The sequence below is a fragment of the Jhaorihella thermophila genome, from assembly GCF_900108275.1.
In the GTDB taxonomy this organism is placed as follows: domain Bacteria; phylum Pseudomonadota; class Alphaproteobacteria; order Rhodobacterales; family Rhodobacteraceae; genus Jhaorihella; species Jhaorihella thermophila.
The window spans coordinates 1-17,267 of sequence record NZ_FNVD01000029.1 but is presented as its reverse complement, the minus strand read 5'-3'; the positions used below and the strand labels follow the sequence as shown (position 1 = coordinate 17,267).

At 69.8% G+C, this 17,267-nt stretch carries 21 protein-coding genes and 1 pseudogene; 2 read left to right on the top strand and 20 right to left on the bottom strand.

The annotated features are described in order from the left end of the window. The 18 genes and pseudogenes from C4S70_RS17195 to C4S70_RS17110 form a co-directional block, all read right to left on the bottom strand. A pseudogene (locus C4S70_RS17195) lies at window positions 1-425 on the bottom strand (baseplate multidomain protein megatron); the annotation flags it as partial. Then, the gene (locus tag C4S70_RS17190; RefSeq protein ID WP_235003874.1) at window positions 425-886 is read right to left on the bottom strand and encodes an NlpC/P60 family protein; all 462 of its coding nucleotides are present in this window, start codon (window positions 884-886) and stop codon (window positions 425-427) included. The gene C4S70_RS17190 and the pseudogene C4S70_RS17195, both read right to left, overlap by 1 nt. After that, complete coding sequence (locus C4S70_RS17185; RefSeq protein ID WP_104009329.1) at window positions 883-1,770, bottom strand: DUF2163 domain-containing protein; 888 nt, start codon at window positions 1,768-1,770, stop codon at window positions 883-885. The genes C4S70_RS17190 and C4S70_RS17185 overlap by 4 nt, the downstream gene beginning before the upstream one ends. Beyond that, entirely contained in the window at window positions 1,767-2,393 is a 627-nt protein-coding gene (locus C4S70_RS17180) for a DUF2460 domain-containing protein (RefSeq protein WP_104009328.1), read from the bottom strand. The genes C4S70_RS17185 and C4S70_RS17180 overlap by 4 nt, the downstream gene beginning before the upstream one ends. Beyond that, complete coding sequence (locus C4S70_RS18915) at window positions 2,393-4,399, bottom strand: phage tail tape measure C-terminal domain-containing protein (protein WP_200822800.1); 2,007 nt, start codon at window positions 4,397-4,399, stop codon at window positions 2,393-2,395. The genes C4S70_RS17180 and C4S70_RS18915 overlap by 1 nt, the downstream gene beginning before the upstream one ends. A gap of 2 nt (window positions 4,400-4,401) precedes the next feature. Next, window positions 4,402-4,626 carry a DUF7697 family protein gene (locus C4S70_RS17170; protein ID WP_235003873.1) on the bottom strand — a complete coding sequence of 75 codons (225 nt, stop codon included), beginning with the start codon at window positions 4,624-4,626 and terminating at the stop codon, window positions 4,402-4,404. After that, on the bottom strand, window positions 4,623-5,063 hold the full coding sequence (locus C4S70_RS17165; protein ID WP_104009326.1) for a hypothetical protein: 441 nt from the start codon (window positions 5,061-5,063) through the stop codon (window positions 4,623-4,625). Before C4S70_RS17165 ends, C4S70_RS17170 begins: the two co-directional genes overlap by 4 nt. Next, on the bottom strand, window positions 5,063-6,001 hold the full coding sequence (locus C4S70_RS17160; protein WP_104009325.1) for a phage tail tube protein: 939 nt from the start codon (window positions 5,999-6,001) through the stop codon (window positions 5,063-5,065). The genes C4S70_RS17165 and C4S70_RS17160 overlap by 1 nt, the downstream gene beginning before the upstream one ends. A gap of 22 nt (window positions 6,002-6,023) precedes the next feature. Next, window positions 6,024-6,443, bottom strand: coding sequence for an acyl-CoA transferase (locus C4S70_RS17155; protein WP_104009324.1), 420 nt, complete (start codon window positions 6,441-6,443; stop codon window positions 6,024-6,026). Window positions 6,444-6,519: 76 nt separating this feature from the next. Next, on the bottom strand, window positions 6,520-7,722 hold the full coding sequence (locus C4S70_RS17150) for a peptidoglycan-binding domain-containing protein (protein WP_235003872.1): 1,203 nt from the start codon (window positions 7,720-7,722) through the stop codon (window positions 6,520-6,522). Window positions 7,723-7,884: 162 nt separating this feature from the next. Next, window positions 7,885-8,535: a DUF6441 family protein gene (locus C4S70_RS17145; RefSeq protein WP_104009322.1), complete on the bottom strand. Its 651-nt coding sequence runs from the start codon at window positions 8,533-8,535 to the stop codon at window positions 7,885-7,887. Beyond that, window positions 8,532-8,843, bottom strand: coding sequence for a head-tail joining protein (locus C4S70_RS17140; RefSeq protein WP_104009321.1), 312 nt, complete (start codon window positions 8,841-8,843; stop codon window positions 8,532-8,534). Before C4S70_RS17140 ends, C4S70_RS17145 begins: the two co-directional genes overlap by 4 nt. Further along, a complete protein-coding gene (locus C4S70_RS17135; protein ID WP_104009320.1) occupies window positions 8,843-9,178 on the bottom strand; it encodes a DUF2190 family protein in 336 nt (111 codons plus the stop codon). Before C4S70_RS17135 ends, C4S70_RS17140 begins: the two co-directional genes overlap by 1 nt. A gap of 30 nt (window positions 9,179-9,208) precedes the next feature. After that, window positions 9,209-11,188, bottom strand: coding sequence for a prohead protease/major capsid protein fusion protein (locus tag C4S70_RS17130; RefSeq protein WP_104009319.1), 1,980 nt, complete (start codon window positions 11,186-11,188; stop codon window positions 9,209-9,211). A 12-nt stretch (window positions 11,189-11,200) separates the two neighbouring features. Then, entirely contained in the window at window positions 11,201-12,715 is a 1,515-nt protein-coding gene (locus C4S70_RS17125; RefSeq protein ID WP_200822799.1) for a phage portal protein, read from the bottom strand. After that, window positions 12,712-12,918 carry a phage head-tail joining protein gene (locus C4S70_RS17120; protein WP_104009318.1) on the bottom strand — a complete coding sequence of 69 codons (207 nt, stop codon included), beginning with the start codon at window positions 12,916-12,918 and terminating at the stop codon, window positions 12,712-12,714. Before C4S70_RS17120 ends, C4S70_RS17125 begins: the two co-directional genes overlap by 4 nt. Then, on the bottom strand, window positions 12,915-14,903 hold the full coding sequence (locus C4S70_RS17115) for a phage terminase large subunit family protein (protein ID WP_104009317.1): 1,989 nt from the start codon (window positions 14,901-14,903) through the stop codon (window positions 12,915-12,917). The genes C4S70_RS17120 and C4S70_RS17115 overlap by 4 nt, the downstream gene beginning before the upstream one ends. Next, on the bottom strand, window positions 14,890-15,414 hold the full coding sequence (locus tag C4S70_RS17110; protein ID WP_104009316.1) for an elements of external origin: 525 nt from the start codon (window positions 15,412-15,414) through the stop codon (window positions 14,890-14,892). The genes C4S70_RS17115 and C4S70_RS17110 overlap by 14 nt, the downstream gene beginning before the upstream one ends. Before the next feature lie 216 nt (window positions 15,415-15,630). Here C4S70_RS17110 and C4S70_RS17105 point away from each other — a divergent pair, with 216 nt between their 5' ends. After that, on the top strand, window positions 15,631-15,870 hold the full coding sequence (locus tag C4S70_RS17105; RefSeq protein ID WP_104009315.1) for a hypothetical protein: 240 nt from the start codon (window positions 15,631-15,633) through the stop codon (window positions 15,868-15,870). Window positions 15,871-15,907: 37 nt separating this feature from the next. Further along, a complete protein-coding gene (locus C4S70_RS17100; RefSeq protein WP_104009314.1) occupies window positions 15,908-16,450 on the top strand; it encodes a DUF3489 domain-containing protein in 543 nt (180 codons plus the stop codon). Window positions 16,451-16,501: 51 nt separating this feature from the next. Here the strand turns inward: C4S70_RS17100 and C4S70_RS17095 are convergent, their stop codons facing one another. Together C4S70_RS17095 and C4S70_RS17090 are read right to left on the bottom strand one after the other, a co-directional pair. After that, window positions 16,502-16,726: a DUF7220 family protein gene (locus C4S70_RS17095; RefSeq protein ID WP_104009313.1), complete on the bottom strand. Its 225-nt coding sequence runs from the start codon at window positions 16,724-16,726 to the stop codon at window positions 16,502-16,504. Beyond that, window positions 16,723-17,106 (bottom strand): hypothetical protein, encoded by a 384-nt coding sequence (locus C4S70_RS17090; RefSeq protein WP_200822798.1) that lies wholly within the window; start codon window positions 17,104-17,106, stop codon window positions 16,723-16,725. The genes C4S70_RS17095 and C4S70_RS17090 overlap by 4 nt, the downstream gene beginning before the upstream one ends. Between the last annotated feature and the right edge of the window lie 161 nt (window positions 17,107-17,267).

The following is a 17,267-nucleotide window of genomic DNA, read 5'->3' as shown; positions in this document are numbered from 1 at the left end:
CCATCGGCCCAGATGCGGCCAATGCCGGTGATCGGGCCTTCGCAGAGCGCGACGGCGAAGGAGGCGGTGTAGGAATACTCGGTGGTGGTGACCTTGGGCCCACCGCCCTTGCCGCCGCCCTGGGTGGTGGTGCTCACATGCTCGGTGAAATCGGTCGCCCAGATGATATTGCCGCCCAGACGCATGCGGCCGAAGACGCGCGGGATCGTGGCGCCTTCGGTGGCGGACGTCACCCGCAAGCTGTCGAGCCTGGCGCCTTCGTAGCGCTGGTCGGGCTGGAGCGAGCCCACGATCCAGCTGTCCACGACGGAACCGGCCATGGTGCCGATCGCCCCGCCAATGGTGGCGGCGGAAATACCAAGGATCCCGCCGCCGATCGAGGCGCCGATGGCCTGACCGGCCAGACCGAGCACGAGCGTGGCCACTATCGCCTCCGGGGTTTTGGAAAGAGAAAGGCGAAGGCGAGGCGCCGCCGCCAAGCTTGGGTGAAGGGTTCCTCGATCACGCCCAACCGCTCGCGGGCGTGGATCATCGTGCCCGTGTCGGTGAGGATGCCGACATGCTTGGCGATGGCCCGCTCGCGCATGCGGAACATCAGCAGTGCGCCGGGTTGGATCTCACTGGGCGCCACCTCGATCATGCAGCCGCGCGCGCCCTCGGCGAGCACTTCGCACGGCCCGGCCTCTCCCCAATCGCGAGAATATGGCGGTATCGGGAACGGCTCAGGCCCCACAACTTCGCGCCAGACGCCACGCGCCAGCCCGAGGCAGTCGCAGCCGACGCCGCATAGGCTCGCCTGGTCGTGGTATGCCGTGCCGAGCCAGGATCGCGCCGCCGCGATCACCTTCCCGCGCGCGGCCGGACGACGGATGAAGCCCGCGCTCACAGCACGCTCCCGTCATTGGCCCCGCCCTGCGAGGCGTAGCGCAGCACGGTGTCGTTGCCGGGGATATGCGGAAAGCCCCGGAAGTTGGCCGTGTTGCCGAAGCGGTCGCGGCAGGTGGCGAAGGCCTTGTCGCAGCCGGCGCGGATGGTGAAGGCGTCGTTCGCAGCAATGGGACTGCCAGGCGATTCCAGCAGCGTGATGACAGCCTCGCCGGTGGTGGCGACCTCGTGGCGCTCCACCTCCACGCTCCTCCCGGCATTGGCGCCCGAGTCCCAGGTCAGCGTGCCAAAGGTGAAGAGCCCTGCGGCGAAACCGGAAAGCCCCGCCGCCGAGAAGGCGCGGGCTCGCAGCAGCACCGCTACCGTGCCGGTGCCCTTCCAGGCCGGGTTCTCGAGGTCGATCCCGCAACGCCCGTCACCCAGCACCGCGTCGCAACCGGCCTGGAAACTCCGCCCCACGGGCTGATCCAAAACATGGGCGAGGCTCCGCATCTCGGCGGTGAAGGCCACGCGCCCGCGCCGGATCTCGCCGATCGCACCGCGCCGCATCAGCACGCGCTGGCTGGTATCCTGCCAGTTCACCCGCCAGACCTCGACCGAAGCCCCATCCCAGAGCCCCGCGGCAATGTCGGCCTCGGTAATGACGCCGGACCGCAGCACGCCCTCGGCATCCTGTGCATCGACCGCCAGATCGGAGCCCGCGCGCAGTTCCGAAGCCGCAAAGCCGCTCTCGGGCTCGAAGCTCGTGCCGTCGAAGGAAAGCACCCGGTCGTGGTCGGTGAAGCCGAATACCTGCCCGTCGGCCCGCGTGATGCGCCAGCACCAGGCAAGCGTCGTTGTGCCCTCGTCGAGATGAGTTTGCAGGGCGGGCGAGAGGGATTTCATCGCCGTATCTCCAGAAGCGGAATGGAGGTGATGGAACCGAGCCGCTCGAAATCTAGGGTGACGTCGAGCGTGTCGGTGTCGAAACGGACGGGCACGTCGAACTCGAAGCCCGCGGTGATGACGGCGCCCGTCGCGGGGGCGGGGTCGAAGCTGACGAGACCGGTCGTGGTCTCGACCGACCAGCCGCTTGCCTGCTCGACGCCGTCGATCGCAACCGTCACGCTGTCCGCGACCGGCTTGGTGATGGTGCGAGTCCAGCTCTGCGAGCCCGAGCTATAGGCTTTGACTAATTGGAAGGTGGTCGTCGTGCCGTCGCCGGTGCCGATCTGCTGATCGGTCGCCGAAGGCGCCTGCGAGGGTGCGCAGGACTTGTAGTCGGCCCAGTCCTTGAAGCGGAAGCCGTAGAGCCTGCCGTTGCGTGCCTCGAAGAAGGCGACGACGATGGCGAGATCGTCCGCGCGCCGGATGCCGTAGGCGACATCGTAGCGCCGCCGGCTGTTCGCCCAGCTGGCGTTGCGCTCCTCCTCCCCGCTTGCCAGCGTCACCACCTGCGTGCGCCGTTCGGGGCCGCCCCTGGCACGCCGGCTGATGTCTTCGGGAAACCGCACCTCGTGGAACGCCATCAGAGCCCCCTGCGGCCGAGCGACACCGCCCGCGCGATGTCGGCGGCAATCTGCGCGCGGGACTGGCGGAAGCCTTCCACATCGCGCGCCATGATCGTGACCTGAACGGGCGCTGCCGCACTGAATCCGGCCGCGACCTCCCGGCGCGAAAGCACCCGCTCGCCCCGTTGCAGGATGGCCGGCACCTCGTCGGGCCTGAGTCCGGGCCAGCCTCCCGCGTGCAGCCGCGGCGCCGTGGCCCACAGCGCGCCCGTGAGCGCCCTTTGCGGTCCGCCTGCTCCCACCATGCCACCGGCATGCAGAACCGCGCCCGTGGCGCCACCCAGCCCGCCCAGCGCGCCGCCGAGAAGCGTGGCAAGCGGGCCCGTGATCCACTGCCGCGTCGCGAGGCGGGCGAAGTCGGCGAGGATCGCGCCGACGAGGTCGCTGATCTCGAGCTTTGCCCCGGAGACGAACTGCGCCACCGCGTCCTCGGCGCTTCGGAACGCCCCGACGAAAGCGTCACCGAGCTGGCTACTCCAGTCCATGGCCTCCTCCGCGTAGGCCGCGAGGCTCTCGGCCACTGCGCCCCACCCCTTGGCCTGCTCCTCGAGCGCGGTACGGGTGGCGCTGGCGGCCGTTGCCGCCGCGCGCTGCTCCCGGTTCCACTCTTGCAAGGCAAGGCGGTTCCGCGCGGCGGCCCTGGCATTCTCGACGAAGGCCTCGCGCTGGCGGCGCAGGCCTTCCTGCAGGATCGGATCGAACCCGCTGATGTCGCCAAGCCGAGCATCGAACCGCGCCCCGGCAAGGGCCCCTGCAAGGCCCACCGGATCGTCGCGGTAGCGCAGGCGGATCTCGCTCTCGGCAAGCGCCGACAGGCCCTCGGCGGCGAGCGACGCCGCATTTGCCGCGGCGCGGCCGATTTCGTCGGCAAGCGCGGTGGCGCTGCCCGCCGCCGTCGAGACCGAGGCGCCCGCCTCATCCATCAGCGCGCGGAAGCGGATCGCGGCAAGCGAGGCATCCGTGAGGCGGGCGAGAAAGGCGCGCTGCTCGGCCGTCATCGCCTCGAGGCCGCCAAGTGCCGCGATGTAGCTCGCGCGCAGGGCTTCGAGCGCGCGGGACTGCGCCTCGATCCCGCGCGCGTCCCTCAGATCGGCCATGGCGCCCGCGAGCGCGGCGGCATCCTCGAAGGTGATGCCCAGCGCGTCGCGCAGCCGGTAGATCGGGCCCGTCAGGGCGCCGATCTCGAGAAGGCCGTTCTGAAGCTCTGCAAGCGCGGTCGAAATCGCGAGGTTGCGCTGGACATTGTCGCCCACATCGAGCCCCTCGCGGAGGAGCGCGCGCTGCTCGGCGCGCAGCCGCTCGATCTCGGCATTCACCTCGGCCACCCGCGCTGCCGCCTGCGCGAACTCCGCGCGCGTGCGCGTGCCGATGTCGCCCAGCGCCGCGCGGACAGCCTCGGCCGACGCCGCGATCTGCTCAAGCGCGTCAAGGCGGGCAAGATCGCGCTCCACCGCCAGAAGCTCACGCGCCTCGCCCGCGAGCGCGCCGTAGGTTCTGACAAGTTCGGACGTGCTCGCCCCGGCCTCGCGCGCGCGGCTCGCAAAGGCGCCGACGGCCTTCTCGAGCGCGCCCACGCTTTCGGCCAGTTCCTTCGACCGGTCGGCCGCCTCGAATAGGTCGATCACGAACGGCCCGAGCACGGCCGCCGCCGCGCCGATGGCGATGCCAAGCCCGCCGAAGCCGAGAAGAAGGTCGGGCATCTGCACCGTGAGCGCCCGGAAGTAGTCGCCCGTGACGGCGCCCTGCTGAGCCACCTGGCTGAGCTGCAGCCCGACATTGCGCATCGCCCCGCGCGCATTCCGCGCACCGAGCCCGAGACCGCCCATGCGCCGGTTGAGGCTGTCGATCTCGCGCCCGACCATCGCGAAGGACCGGCTGCCCTCCTCGCCGATCCCGCGGAACTCGGCGCGCACCTCGCGCCCGCCGGTCGCGGCAAGGCGCACGCTCACGCGATGCTCGGCCATGCTCAGTCTCCGCTGCGTTCATTGAGCCGCGCCACCATCACCGCCTCGATCTCGGGCAGGAATTCCGCGACCGCCGCGGGATCGGCGCCCATCGCCCGCGCCAGCGCCAGTGCCGCCGCGAAGTCCCAACCGATGACGGCACCGGTCGGGCCGACACGAAGCTGGCCGCCAAGGCGGCGCGCAAGCTCCCAGGCCTGCAATCCCTCGACACTCGCGGGCGCATTCACGAGCCGCGGGCAGTCGTCGCAGGGCCCCTCGCAAGCGCGGCAGTATTCGGCGCCCCCGCGGAATTCCCACTCGGCGAGGGCGCGGAGGCGTTTTTTTCCTGCTCCAACGCGTGGAGCGGCGCCAGGAACCGCGCGCGGAAGGCAAGATAGACCCATGGCACGTCGATCAGCGCGTCGATGGTCTCGGGGCTCGGGGCCTCGATCGGGTTGCCATCGGCATCGCCGACCCCTTCCCAGCCGATGACCACCCGCCGCGCCCATGCCTTCGCCTCGGCAACGCCCGGATCGACGGCCGGGGTCTCGTCGAAGGCGCCTGCCTCCGCCATCTCGCGCCAGACCTGGGCGGCAAGGGTGCTCATGGGCGGCAGAACGTGCAGCCGAAGTCCCCGGCCGAGGTCGAGCCAGCGCGGGGCGTGGGTGAGATCGAGTTTCAGCATCAGTAGGCGCTCACATTGTTGACGAGGGTCACGGTGCACATCCGCCCCAGCGCATCGTCGCGCGCGCCCTGCCAGGCGAAGCTTGCCTGCACGCCGCGCGGGCCCTCGATCGCAAGCCGCGGGCGCGGAAGGAACACCGAATGGGCGGTGATCGTCAGGCTCTCACCGCTCGGCAGCGCCCAGGCGAATTCGAGCTCGCAGGCGCCGCCCGCCACGGCCTGATCGACGAGCGTCGTGTCGGCGAAACGCACGTCGATGGTGCCGGTCAGCGCGGCCACCGAAGGGTCGGCGCCGTCGATGCGCCCGTCGGCGCGGATGGTCTCGATCCGGTCAAGGTTGTTGGCATACTCGATCTCGGCCACCACGACATTGCCGAGGCTGGCGCCATTGCGGGTGATGGAGCCGTGGAAATGCCCGAACCGCTGCAAGGCGATGGCGGCGGGCGTGCCCGCCTGCGAACTCGCGGCCGTGGTCTCGCCCCGCGCGACGAGGCTGACGGTGGCGGCGAGATTTCCGGCCCGTTCCATGCGCAGTTGCAGCCGGTCGGCTACGCAGCCCCCATACATGGCAAAGCGCGGCACCTCGGGCATGCCGACCTCGATCGACATCGAGGGCAGGCTCCAGGCACCCGAGCGGAACTCGTGCGTGTAGGGGCCGGTGCCGCTGGTGACCGGATCGCCGAAGAGCGCCTTCAGCCAGTAGCCGATCGCCTCGACATCCACCGGAATGCCGATGTCCCCGTCGACCGTCACCGCGTCGCGGATGGGCGCGGCCGGATCGCGTCCGAGGCCCAGAAGGTCGCTCTCGATGAGCGGCTGCTCGGCGCCGAGACCGCAGCTCGTGAAAGGCATCCGCACGAAGCCCGAGGCGGGCGTGGTGCCATAGGTCGTCTCGAACGCGAGCGCGAGCTGCGCCCGCGCCCCGCTGGCGCGTGCCATGTGTTTACTCCTTCGTTTGAGATCAGGCGAGCGGATCGCTCGTCGAATAGCTCAGCACCACCGGCACCACGGCGGCCTTGAGGCTCGCGCCTCCCTCGAGGGGCAAGTCAGCCGGCGCGGGCGCCTCGGCCTCGACCCGGTCGCAGAGCCCGCCCAGCGTGCGGTCGGCGGCGAGCGCGGCGCCGATGGCGGCGCAGAGAGCGTCGAATTCGACATCCCGGTCGCGCCCCTGCACGATCACTTCGAGCTCGGCGCGGTGGCGGTAGTGCCAGATGAGCGGCGAGAGCGTGACTTCCGGCTCGCCCGGATCTCCGTCACGCAGTATCACGAGCCCCCCGGCCGGCACCCGCTCGGGCAGCACCTCGCCGCGCAGGACGGTTGCGGGCAGGGCAGAGAGCCGCGCGTGCAGCGCGGAGAGGATGGTTTCGCGGGTGGTGGGCATACCACTCTACAAGGAAATTCAGTAAACAACGGTCTGAAGGGCCGCACCAAGATTAGCCTTAGGCGGCTCGGTCGTGTCAGCGCTCGAACCCGAGGCTACGAAGGGTCGCCCTGTCTGGCGCGCCAGTCTCCGGCAACCCGACCGACGCCTGATAGGCACGCATTGCCTTTTGCGATGCTGGTCCCCACTTGCCATCGGGCGCGCCGGCATTAAACCCGCCTGCGTTGAGCAAGGTCTGGATCGCGCGATAGTCGTCTGCGGATAGCGACAATGTGGTCCATCCGCATGCTGCGGCGACTTCCTCAAAGGCATCTTGCCCACCGGACAGGTCGAAGACCGCGTCATGGCGCTGACCGTTCGACTCCACAAGACGCAGGAACAGTCGGTCAGCATCGTAGATCGCGCGGATGAAGGTTTCCGCGTCACGACCGAAGAGGCCGGCTCCCTTGTTGCTTGTGAGGCTGCTCCATCGCATCTGTCGAGCCGGTTTGTCATCGATCCGAATTGTCATCTCGAAGGAATTCCGCCGAAAGTCGTTCATCAGGAAGTCGTCCTGCACGAAGATCAGCGCCGTCTCACCCTCCATGCAGCGTGCGATCAGGGCGGTGAAACCCATGAAATTACGTGGTTCGTACTCCGAATAGTTAACCGCTGTAACCAACGGACTGTCATCAACCGCCGCTCGCTCGGTCTGGATCACCCACCAACCTGAGATCCTGTGGCCTTCCTTGTGTGCTTGTTCGAACGGCTGGAGGGTGTAGTCGATTTCTGGAAAGCGGGGGTCTGCCCAAGCAACCGCTTGTCCTGCCTCGACCGGGTCGTCGACCGGATCTGCTGCAGCGGGGCTACGATCTGCAGATTCAGGAGCCTGCACCTGTGTGATCGGGAAGGCAATGCCGTACCGGGCCTGAAGGTACCCCATCTGCAATTGGGCCAGTGTAAGCTTTTCCGTTTCCACGCGACTGAGCGCGAGAGCCTGAATAAGCCCTCCAGCGTTGGCAGCTTCCTTTTCAGCTTCCTCAATGCGTGCCTGCGCTGCTGCCATCTCGCCCAGGATTTGCTCTGCACGAGTCGGATCAGGCTGAATTGCCGGTACGATCACCTCGATAGTTGCATTGCCTTCCTCCGCAAGAAGGCGGTTCTGGATCAGTGTTCGCGCGAGCAAGAGCGCTTCCTTCCTAGCATTGATCAAACCGACGATCAAACCGCCATCATATTTTGCTGCCTCGGCTTCCACTTCACTGATCTGACGCTCGATTTCGGCGAGTTCCAACGCCAAGTTTCGCTCCTGCGCCTGTGCAGGGAGGGAGGCGGCGATGAACGCGGAAAGGAGAAATGGCCTGAGAGACATGACAACCCCGGAAGAATAAGCTCTTCGAGATAGGTAGCCTTTCAGTTTCCGCCCATCAAGCAAAGGACCGATTGCCAGCCATTGTCCATATCAAGATTTGACATCCACCCACCCCGCCACGATCAACCCCGGCACCGCCGTCTGCACCCGCTTTGCGCCGCTGACGAGGTCGAGCCGCCTTCGCAACCGCACCTGCGGCACGAGGAGGAACACTGGCACCGTCTGCTCGCCGGTGAGGATGCCGTCCGTCTTCCGCCTCCGGCCGCGCTTCTCGACCGCGACACCGCGCCGGCTCACCCGCGCGCTGTCGGCGACGAGCAGGCTCGGGCCCCCGCGGCGATAGACGAAGCGCAGGCGCATGCCCCTCCGCCGTTCCCACTCGCCGGGGGTGAGCCGGGCGCCGCCGCGCCCCTTGCCCGCGGCAGGCAGCGGGATGGCGAGCCAGAAGCCCCCGCGCGAGCGGATGAGCGCGCCGCGCGCGTGCGCGCCCACGATCTCGGGCGCCTTCGACCAGATGAGCGCCGCCGCATCCATGCTGGCCTCGCGCTCTGGGAAGCGTCTGGCGCGAATGGTGTTGGCGAGCCTCCGGCCCAGCCCGGCGCGGGTGATCTGCCCGCGCCAGTCCTGCTTGATCTGCCGCGCGGCGCGATCCATGGCCGCCGTCACCGCGCGTTCGCCCGCGAGGTATTCGGCGTGAAGCGCCGCCTGCAGGTCTTCCTCGCGGCGGAAGCTGAGCCTCATTCCAGCACCACCTCGGCGCGCCAGACGAGCCGTTCGGCGTCGCGCAGCGGCTCGCCCTGCACAACCCAGCTGTCGGTACCGATGGCGAAGCTGTCGCCGGGGGCGAGATCGGGCACTTCGGCCACCCGCACATCGAGCAGCGCCCGGCTCGAGACAATGCGCGCGCCGCCGAACTCGAAGATCTCGTCCGGCCGGTGCAGGATCACCCGCACCTGCGCCGTGGTCCCGCCCGGCCGGCTCCAGACCGCTGCCTGCGCGAGGTTGCGGTCAAGAAACAGCCGCTCGGCCATCTGCGCGAAGGCGCCCATCACGCGGTTCCGTTGAGGCGCACGGTGCCGATGGTCTCCGAGGCGCCGCCGCCCACAGCGCGCACGGCGGCGCCGATGAGCGTGTTGCCGGTCGCCGCCGTGGTGCACTGTTTCGCGGTGTCGTCCCAGTAGACCCTGCCACCTTGCGTCCACGCCTGGCTCGGCGCCTTGGGCAGCTCATAGACGCCGGTCAGCGCAATCTCGCCCGCCTCGCCCGTGGCGATGTCGGTGACCGCCACGCCGAAGAGCGCGCCCACCAGCACGCCCTCGCCCGAGGTGATGTCGGCCGCTGCGGTGATGGTCAGCGTGGTGCCCGCCGCGATGTAGTTTTTCATGGGGTGGTCCTTTCCTCTCGGGGCGCGCGATCAGGCGCCGGGGTTCTTGTAGAGGCCGCGCCAGTCGATGGCCTTGGCGGCGAAGTCGTGTCGGGCCTTGATCTCGATCCCGTCCACCTCGAAGCCGGAGCGGGTTTCGATGAAGACGCCTTCGTGCCCCTCGAGATGGGCGTATTCCACCGTGTCCACACGCGCGGGATCGGCGGCGAGAAACCACGGGTCATTGCCCGAGGCGGGGATGAGACGCGGCTCCTCGACGATCTCGAGCCGACCGGCATAGGGGTTCACGTCGGCCGCGCTCGCGGGCGTCGTCGCCGTCATATGCTTGCGCGCCTCGAGCGCCCGCGTGCCCGGCGGCACGAGGATCCAGCGCGGCAGCACGGAGATGAGCCGCCCCTCGAGTCCGGTCTGCTTGCCGAAGGCCCGCCAGGCCTCGGCAAGCGCGGTCTCGGTGATCGCGGAGCCGGAGGCCAGATTGCCGTGGCTCGCGTGAAACAGCGCCTTGCCATCGGCCATCGCCGGGTTCTGGTTCAGGATCGCGTAGACGATGTCGCTCTCGAGATCGGCGGCGGCGGCGCCGAAGGCAGCCGGGATGCGGGTGAAGGCATCGAGATCGTCATTGATGAGCGCCTGGCGGGTGATGGCGAGAATGCGCCCGTAGCTTGCCAGCGCATAGACTTCCTTGCCCTCGCCGATGGTGCCGTACTGGAACTCGCCGCCCTCGAGCACCTTCTGCAAATCCGGCGCGCCCGAAAGCTGCACGCGGCTCACCGGCTTGAAGTCGGTGATCGCGGTGCGCCGCGCCCAGGCGGTGAAGGTGCGCGGCGTGCGCTCGTAGGCCGTGCGCAGGGTCTTGCCGGCGACATTGGCAAGGATCGCGGGGAAGTCGGAGGTGGAGTGCATCCCCGCCCGGCTCATCAGCGCGGCACCGGCGAGTTCCATGCGCGTGAGACCCGCCGTGGACACCCCGCCACGCTCCAGCACGTGGCGGGCAATCTCCATCAGGCTGAGACCGCGGAAGTCGCGGGCACCGGGGGCAAGCTCCCGCCCCGGGTCGAAGCGGTGCATCAGCGCCGACGCGATCGCCTCGGCCTGCGCCCGGTCGGCGCGGTCGTCACGCGCGCGGGCGGGCGCGGGCTCGACCACCCGCTCGCCGAGCGGATCGGAGCTTGCCAGCGCCTCGAGAATCGCGGCGCGGGCGGCGTCGAGCGTGGCGCCCTCGGCGATCAGCCGTTCGGCGACGTCCTCCTCGATGCCGTGACGGCGGCAGAGCGCGAGGATCTCGCGCGCGCGGGCGCGCTCCTCGGCGCGAATGCGGTCCTCGTCCGCCGGCGGCGGCGCGCTGACCTGTGCGGCTTCGGCCCCTGCCTCGGTCGCGGCGGCGCGGGTCCGGTCTTCGTCCTCTGCGGGCGTCGTGGGGGTGGCTTCGGGCATGTCGTCGTCCTCGGTTCTGGTGCTGGTGGGTCTGATGATGTGGCAGAGCGCCGCGTCATCGCTTGCGCGCGTGCGCGCGCCGGGATCCGCGCCGATGGCCACGGCGGAGATCTCGAGGGGCTCCCAGTCGACGGCGCGGTACAGGTCTGGCCCGTCGCGCCGGGCCGTGACCTCGAAGCGATGTACCCGGTAGCCCACGGAGACGTTGCGGATGACCCCGTCGCGCACGTCGCGCCAGAAGGGCTCGACCTCCTCGCGCCGGGAAATGCGGATCGTCGCGATCCCGCGCCCGTCCTCGATGCGCGCCGAACCCTCGACCACGACGCCGAGCACATCGCCAAGCCCCCGGCCATGGCCGGCGAGGAAGGGCGCGCCGGAATTGAGCCGCTCGAGCCGTACCGCGCCCGGCGCAAGCGAAAGCTCCTCCTCCACGGGATCGCCGAAGAGCCGCGGCCGCGCCACGCGCGCGCCGGTGGTCCAGATCACATCCACCGTGCGCTCGGCCTCGTTGAGCGAGGCCGGCACCATCTCGGCCGCCCGCGTGAGCGCGGGCAGCGCAACCCTGTCCTCGGGCATGGGCTTCTCCTGTCAGTCTGCGTCGGGAGGCGCGGGCGCGTCGGTCTGATGCAGCCCCGCCTTGGTCACGCGGCGCGGGTCGCTGTCGAAGACAAGGCCCAGCGCGTCCATCTGCTCGGCCATGCGGCGCCACTCGGCCATCACCTCCTCGGGGTCGTAGCCGCGCCGCGCCACCTGCTGGGCGATGGTCGAGAACCCCGCCCGCACCTCGAGAAGATCGGCCTGCGCATCCTGAAGCGGGTTGACGCTCTCGAACGCGGGCGGCGCCCATTCGGCGGGAACGCGGGCTTCAACCGGGATCAGGCCCCGCAGGCGCGCGCCCTCGACGAACCAGCTCCAAACCGGCTCGCAGAACATCGGGATCACCGTGTTCCATTGCAGCTGTTCCACCATGCGGCGGAACTCGTTGAGCCCCACCCGCGAGGAGGAAAAGTTGGTCTGGCTCAGATCGCCGGTCATGAGCGCGTAGGGAACCCGGAAGCCCGCGGCGATCAGATGCATCTGCACCTGCAGCCACTCGCGGATGCCTGCGCCGCTGCCCGGCTGGTTGAAGCGGATGTCCTTCGCCCCTCGCGCATAGGCAATGAGCCCCGGCTCGAAGGCCTCGATCACCCGGTTGTCGGCATCGACGACGGAGGGCGCCACGCCCTGCTCGGCTTCCTCCGCGCCGAAGACGACACCGACAAGGCAGGCCTCGGTCTTCTTGCGCACGAGCTCGGCCGCCTGCCAGTCGCCGAGATCGCGCAAGGCGCGCATCGCGGGTGCCCCCCAGGGCACGCCCCGGCTCTGCACCCTCTGACGTTCATAGAGGTGGGCCACGCGGTCGGCCGGCACCCGCTGCGAGCGCGGAAGCTTCGCGCTGCCCAGCGCCGCATCGCCCGGGTGCTCGTCGAAGAGCCAGTAGGCCACCCGCCGGCCCGAGGCGTCATACTCGATCCCCTGGCGAACCGACGCCTCGCGGCTGGCAGGTCGCGCGGCCTCGTCGAGATGGTCGGCCTCGCGCAACTCGATCACGAAGGGGATGCGCCCGGCCTCCCTGCGCTCCCGGCGCAGGCGGCGCAATGCGAAGACTTCGCCGCCCTCGATCATCTCGCGAACCGCGAGCGTGGTCAGCCCGTGGAAATCCGTGTGACCATGCGCGTCGCAGCGGGCAGACCACTCCCGCCAGAGCGCGTTCACCCGCTCGTCGAGCGCCTTGTCACCCGAGGCGGCGCGGGGGCGGATGCCGGTGCCCACGATATTGCCCACCAGCACCTGCACGGCCTGCGCGGCGAGAGGGTTGTTGCGCACGAGATCGCGCATTCGGTCGCGCAGCACCCTGCCCGCCGCGGCGATCTCGGCGTCGGCCGAACCGCTTGTGGCGATCCAGCCCTCGGTCAGCCGCCCCCGCGCCGCGCCCTCATAGGCGCGCTGCATGTTGGCCATGGCCATGCGCGCGGCCATGCGGCGCGCGGCGGCTTGGGGCGCGAAGACGGCCACGGCCCGGTCGATGAGCCCCGGGCGCGGATCCACCGGCTTCATGTTCATCCGCCCCGCCTGAAGCTTGCATATCCCGCCTTTGGCAGGCCACCCGGCCGGCTCCGGGACATCTCCGCCTCGATCACCCGGATCCGGCGCAAGAGGTCCGCCTCCGAGCCGTATTCGACGCTCTTGCCGTCATAGCTCACCCGAAGGACACCCGCGGCGTAGGCGGCCCTGAGCGCCTCGAGCTCCGTTTCCGTCCACGTCATCGAAACCATTCCCTTCGGCCATAACCGAACCACCCCGTGGGCCTCCGCCCGGCCGGTTTTCCCCGGCGGGACGGATCGCCCGCCAGCTGCGCCTCCTGTGCTCCCGCCTCGACGAGTTGCGCCTCGAGATCCGCCCAGCGCGCCTCGTCCCAGCGATCGATGCCGATGAGCCAGGCGGCGGCGCGGGCATAGACGCGGGCGTCGAGCGCCTCGTTGCGCTCGCGGATCTGCTGCCACTCGAGCTTCGCGAAGCCGGTGCGGGTGCGCACCGTGACCAGCTGCTCGGCGGTGAGCTGGCGCAGCCACTCGGCCGTGACGCCCCGCGGCAGATGCACGAAGCCCGGCGGCCAGCCCTTGCCCTGCGCCAGTTCTTCGTCGGTCGGCACGGGCTGGCGCAGGAAGCGATAGAGCTCGCCCTTGAACACCGCGCCCGCCACCTTCCAGAAGCGCACGCCCCGGCGCAGCCGCCGCCCGTTCTCGGTCACCTCGGCATGGCTCGGCCCGTCCACGGGCGCCGCCCGGTCGAAACCAGGCACTCCCTTGACCGCCATCGCCGGGCCCGGGCTGACCGAGCGCACCCACGCATAGACCGCGCCCGTGGTAAGCCCGTCGCCCGCGTCGATCGCGAGCCGGGCAAGTCGCATCCGGGCGCCGCTCTCATGTGGCCAGGTGGCATCGAGAAAGCGCGTGAGCTCCTGCCAGACCTCGGCGCCACCCGTGTCGCCCTCGATCACCACGTGATCGACAAGCCAGCTCTCCAGCCGCCGCCCCCAGCCCCAGACATCGACCTCGATCCGGTCGCGCTGCACGTCGGCCCCGGCGGTGAGCACCAGCGCGCCCTTGGGCACGGTGCCGAGCGGCCAGTCCTCGCGCCGCTCGTAGAGGCGCTGCCAGTCCGGCGCCTCGCCCCGCTCGGCCCAGGTCTCGCCGAGCACGGTGTTCTTCGCGGTCTTGAGCGCGGCATCGTTGCCCTGCGCCTCTTCCCAGATGCGCGCGATGTCGGCCCAGGAGCGCCAGCCGAGCGGCGAGTAGAGCCCCGAGATGTGGAAGCCGACGATCCCCAGCGCCCGCGCCCGTTCGACCATGTCCGGCGCGGCCGTCGGCAGCCATCTGGCGCCGTTCTCCTCGGCCATCATCTGCGGCTTGTGCCGCTCCTCTATGGCGGCCTCGCAATGCTCGCACATGTGGACCGCCGTCTCCGGCCGCCCCTTCTCCCACCGGAGCCGCTCGAAGCGGAGCCACTGCAACCCGCCGCAATGGGGGCACGGCACGTGATAGCGGTTCTGGTCGGTCAGCTCCCATTCGCGCTCTATCCGGCTCGCGCCCTTGATGGTGGGCGTGGAGACGAGGAAGAGCTTCGCCCGGTGGCCGAAGCTTGCCGTGCGCGCCTCGGCAAGCGCGATCGGGTCGCCCTCGCCATCGACATCGCCGGGATAGGCGTCGACCTCGTCGAGGAAGACCCAGCGCGCGGGCATCGAGCGCAGGCCCACCGCCGAGTTGGCCCCGGTCAGGATCATCTGCCCGCCCGGGAAGCGCTTTGCGAGCACCGTGTTGCCCGCATCCCGCGACCGGCTCGGGGCCACGCGCTCGCGCAGCACGGGGCTTTCCTCGATGAGCGGGTCGATCCGCTGCTGCGACAGCCGCTTGGCAAGGTCCACCGTGGGCTGCACCGCGAGGATCGGCCCCGGCGCCATGTGGATGCAGTAGCCGAGCCAGTTGTTTCCCGCCTCCGTCGCGCCGACCTGGGCGGATTTCATGAACACCACCCGCTTGGCGGGATGGTGGGGCCCGAGCGCATCCATGATCGCGCGCATGTAGGGCGTGCGGGCGGTGCGGTAGGGGCCGGCCTCGGACGCCGCGCGCGAGGACAGGACGCGGTGCGCATCGGCCCAGTCCGAGACCGACAGCGCCGGATCCGGTGCGAGTCCCGCCGACCAGGCGCGGGCCAGCGCCGCCGCCCCGGCGAAGGGTTCAGCGCAGCTCAAGGGCGATCTCCACCAGTTCCTCCAGATGCTCGCGAATGAACCGGTCGAGCACCGTCTCGACGAGGCGCGCCTCGACGCCGAGTTCGGCGGCCATGCGGGCCGCCACCCGCGCGGGCCAGCCGATCCAGGCGTCGCGCTCGCGCCGGGCGAGATCGAAGATCATCTCTTCGGCCCGGCGGCGGTCCACCAGCTCGCCCTCGAGCTTCTGCAGCTTCAGGCGGCCGGTCCTGACCTTGATCACCTCGTTGGCCGCGCGGGCACGCATGAACACCGCGCCGCTGTTGCCGCCGCTCTCGCCCAGCGCCTCGTCGACGGCCTCCACGGCATCGCGCGGCACCGCCCGGCCCCGTGTCTTCGCCGGATCGGTCCGCTCGTCCCATTGCCGGTCGGCCTTGTCGGGGTCGATGGTCCCGTCGGGCTCGAGGGTGATCCGTCCGGCGGCGATCGCCTTGCGCACGGCCATTTCGCTCACCCCGCGATGCCGCGCGTATTGCCGTCTCGAAAGTCCCATCCGGCCTCCGCCCCGACCGGCGGGATCGCCTCCGTCTCAGCCGCTCCGGGCCACGTTTCCACGCGCCGGCGCATTGGCGCATGAAGGCGCGGAGCCACGCTGGCCTTTGAGGAGATTATTCTTTGGAATCATGCGCTTATTCGCTTTATGGGCCCCGGAGCCGGAGCGAAGCTGTCATCACACGGAGGATGCAACTCAAGCCAGAGAGTTCGGCCCATGACGCACAGCCCCCTCACCCGCGAAGAGAAAGCCCGGCGCACGCAGGAGGCCGCGCTCGCCGCCTTCGTGTCGCGCAAGGCGGAGATCGACGAGATGCTCGCCCGCCTGCAGGCGCTGAGCGAGGACCACTTCTGGCGCTCGCCCGACGAGGTGAACTGGGCGGACGTCGGCACCCTCGGCCACATCGCCGAGCGGCTGCGCGAGATCACCGCATTCGCCTTCGGCGAGGATGCCTGACCCCGATGCCCACTGTTCTTCAACGAGGAGACCCACAATGTCCGGCCTTTCCGACACGCAGCTGATCATCCTTTCCGCCGCCGCCCAGCGCGATGACCGCAACGTTCTGCCGCTGCCCGGCTCCTTGCGCGGCGGCGCCGCGCACAAGGTCATCGGCGCCCTGCTCCGGCGGGAGTTGGTCGAGGAGACCCCGACCGACCGGTTGGCCAAGGCCGATCCCGCGCTCAACCGCATCTGGCGCAACGACGAGGACGGCCGCGCCATCCTCCTGCGCATCACCGACGCGGGACTCGCCGCCATCGGCATCGAGCGTGGCGACAACGACGCGCCGGAAGCCGCCGGACCCGCTCCCGCGCCCAAGACCCGCAAGCCGCGCAGCGGCACCAAACAGGCCCGGCTGATCGAGATGCTCCGCGCCGAGGGCGGCGCGACCATCGACGAGATCGCAAAGGCTCTCGACTGGCAGCCCCACACTGTGAGGGGTGCCCTTGCCGGTGCCCTCAAGAAGAGGCTCGGCCTGACGATCACCTCCGAGAAGGTCGAGGGGCGCGGACGGGTCTACCGCATCGCCTGCGACTGAGGCACCGGCGTTCAGAACCCTGCTACCGCCGCCCTGCGTGAGCGGCGGTGCTCATTGCGCCCTCGGCACACGGATTGCCTCGAACAGCCGCCGCAGGGCGAAGGAGCGCGCGATGCTCACGAGGGTGAAGATCGCGCCGATCTTCAGGTTCTGCGTCAAAGTCGCCTGCAGCCCGAAGATCGGGAAGATCATGATCTGCGTGACGATGGCCAGAACGTAGCCGAGCGCCACGTTGGCGATCGCCTCGATCAATGACATGGCCCGGCTCTGCTTCATCGCGCCCCCTCATCCGTCGGCCAGCAATTCAGCCGCCAAAGTTCGAAGCGCATGCGCGGCAACCAGCGGGACCACGCCGTTGCCACAGAGCCGAAGGCGGTCCACCCGGTGGGCCAGCCCATCAGCGCCTCGACGAATGCTGGGTTCAATGTCCGGGGCGTGTCGCAGGAACTCCCGCCAGCCATCGGCGTCACCAGGACCTGGCGGCCAAGCAGGCCATTCACCGGCGTGTTGGCAAGGCTCGTCGCCCCGTCCTTGTGGTCCCGCGCCGTCGGCGTCATCCACATCCGGCTCACACCGGTCAGGTCGGCCGTCTTGCGCTTTCCAGCGCTCGGCTTGTTTCCGTCGCTCGCCATCGGCGTCGGCCAGCGGGCAAGCATCTTGGTCCGGTTCCCACCGCTCGAACGGGTCCCGGAGCAGGCGCGCGGGGTCGGCCATGTGGTCGCGCTCGCGGTGGGCGAGGATGAAGAGCCGTTCCCGCTTGTGGGGCGCCCCGACTTCCGCCGCCGTGAAGAGGCCCGCCGCAGTTCTGTAGCCCATG

What these genes read in the sequence shown, in the direction of transcription:
- C4S70_RS17185 (WP_104009329.1), bottom strand. Translation starts at nt 1,770, where the DNA reads ATGAAATCCCTCTCGCCCGCCCTGCAAACTCATCTCGACGAGGGCACA.
- C4S70_RS17180 (WP_104009328.1), bottom strand. Translation starts at nt 2,393, where the DNA reads ATGGCGTTCCACGAGGTGCGGTTTCCCGAAGACATCAGCCGGCGTGCC.
- C4S70_RS18915 (WP_200822800.1), bottom strand. Translation starts at nt 4,399, where the DNA reads ATGGCCGAGCATCGCGTGAGCGTGCGCCTTGCCGCGACCGGCGGGCGC.
- C4S70_RS17165 (WP_104009326.1), bottom strand. Translation starts at nt 5,063, where the DNA reads ATGCTGAAACTCGATCTCACCCACGCCCCGCGCTGGCTCGACCTCGGC.
- C4S70_RS17160 (WP_104009325.1), bottom strand. Translation starts at nt 6,001, where the DNA reads ATGGCACGCGCCAGCGGGGCGCGGGCGCAGCTCGCGCTCGCGTTCGAG.
- C4S70_RS17155 (WP_104009324.1), bottom strand. Translation starts at nt 6,443, where the DNA reads ATGCCCACCACCCGCGAAACCATCCTCTCCGCGCTGCACGCGCGGCTC.
- C4S70_RS17145 (WP_104009322.1), bottom strand. Translation starts at nt 8,535, where the DNA reads ATGAGGCTCAGCTTCCGCCGCGAGGAAGACCTGCAGGCGGCGCTTCAC.
- C4S70_RS17140 (WP_104009321.1), bottom strand. Translation starts at nt 8,843, where the DNA reads ATGGGCGCCTTCGCGCAGATGGCCGAGCGGCTGTTTCTTGACCGCAAC.
- C4S70_RS17135 (WP_104009320.1), bottom strand. Translation starts at nt 9,178, where the DNA reads ATGAAAAACTACATCGCGGCGGGCACCACGCTGACCATCACCGCAGCG.
- C4S70_RS17130 (WP_104009319.1), bottom strand. Translation starts at nt 11,188, where the DNA reads ATGCCCGAGGACAGGGTTGCGCTGCCCGCGCTCACGCGGGCGGCCGAG.
- C4S70_RS17125 (WP_200822799.1), bottom strand. Translation starts at nt 12,715, where the DNA reads ATGAACATGAAGCCGGTGGATCCGCGCCCGGGGCTCATCGACCGGGCC.
- C4S70_RS17120 (WP_104009318.1), bottom strand. Translation starts at nt 12,918, where the DNA reads ATGACGTGGACGGAAACGGAGCTCGAGGCGCTCAGGGCCGCCTACGCC.
- C4S70_RS17110 (WP_104009316.1), bottom strand. Translation starts at nt 15,414, where the DNA reads ATGGGACTTTCGAGACGGCAATACGCGCGGCATCGCGGGGTGAGCGAA.
- C4S70_RS17105 (WP_104009315.1), top strand. Translation starts at nt 15,631, where the DNA reads ATGACGCACAGCCCCCTCACCCGCGAAGAGAAAGCCCGGCGCACGCAG.
- C4S70_RS17100 (WP_104009314.1), top strand. Translation starts at nt 15,908, where the DNA reads ATGTCCGGCCTTTCCGACACGCAGCTGATCATCCTTTCCGCCGCCGCC.
- C4S70_RS17095 (WP_104009313.1), bottom strand. Translation starts at nt 16,726, where the DNA reads ATGAAGCAGAGCCGGGCCATGTCATTGATCGAGGCGATCGCCAACGTG.
- C4S70_RS17090 (WP_200822798.1), bottom strand. Translation starts at nt 17,106, where the DNA reads ATGCTTGCCCGCTGGCCGACGCCGATGGCGAGCGACGGAAACAAGCCG.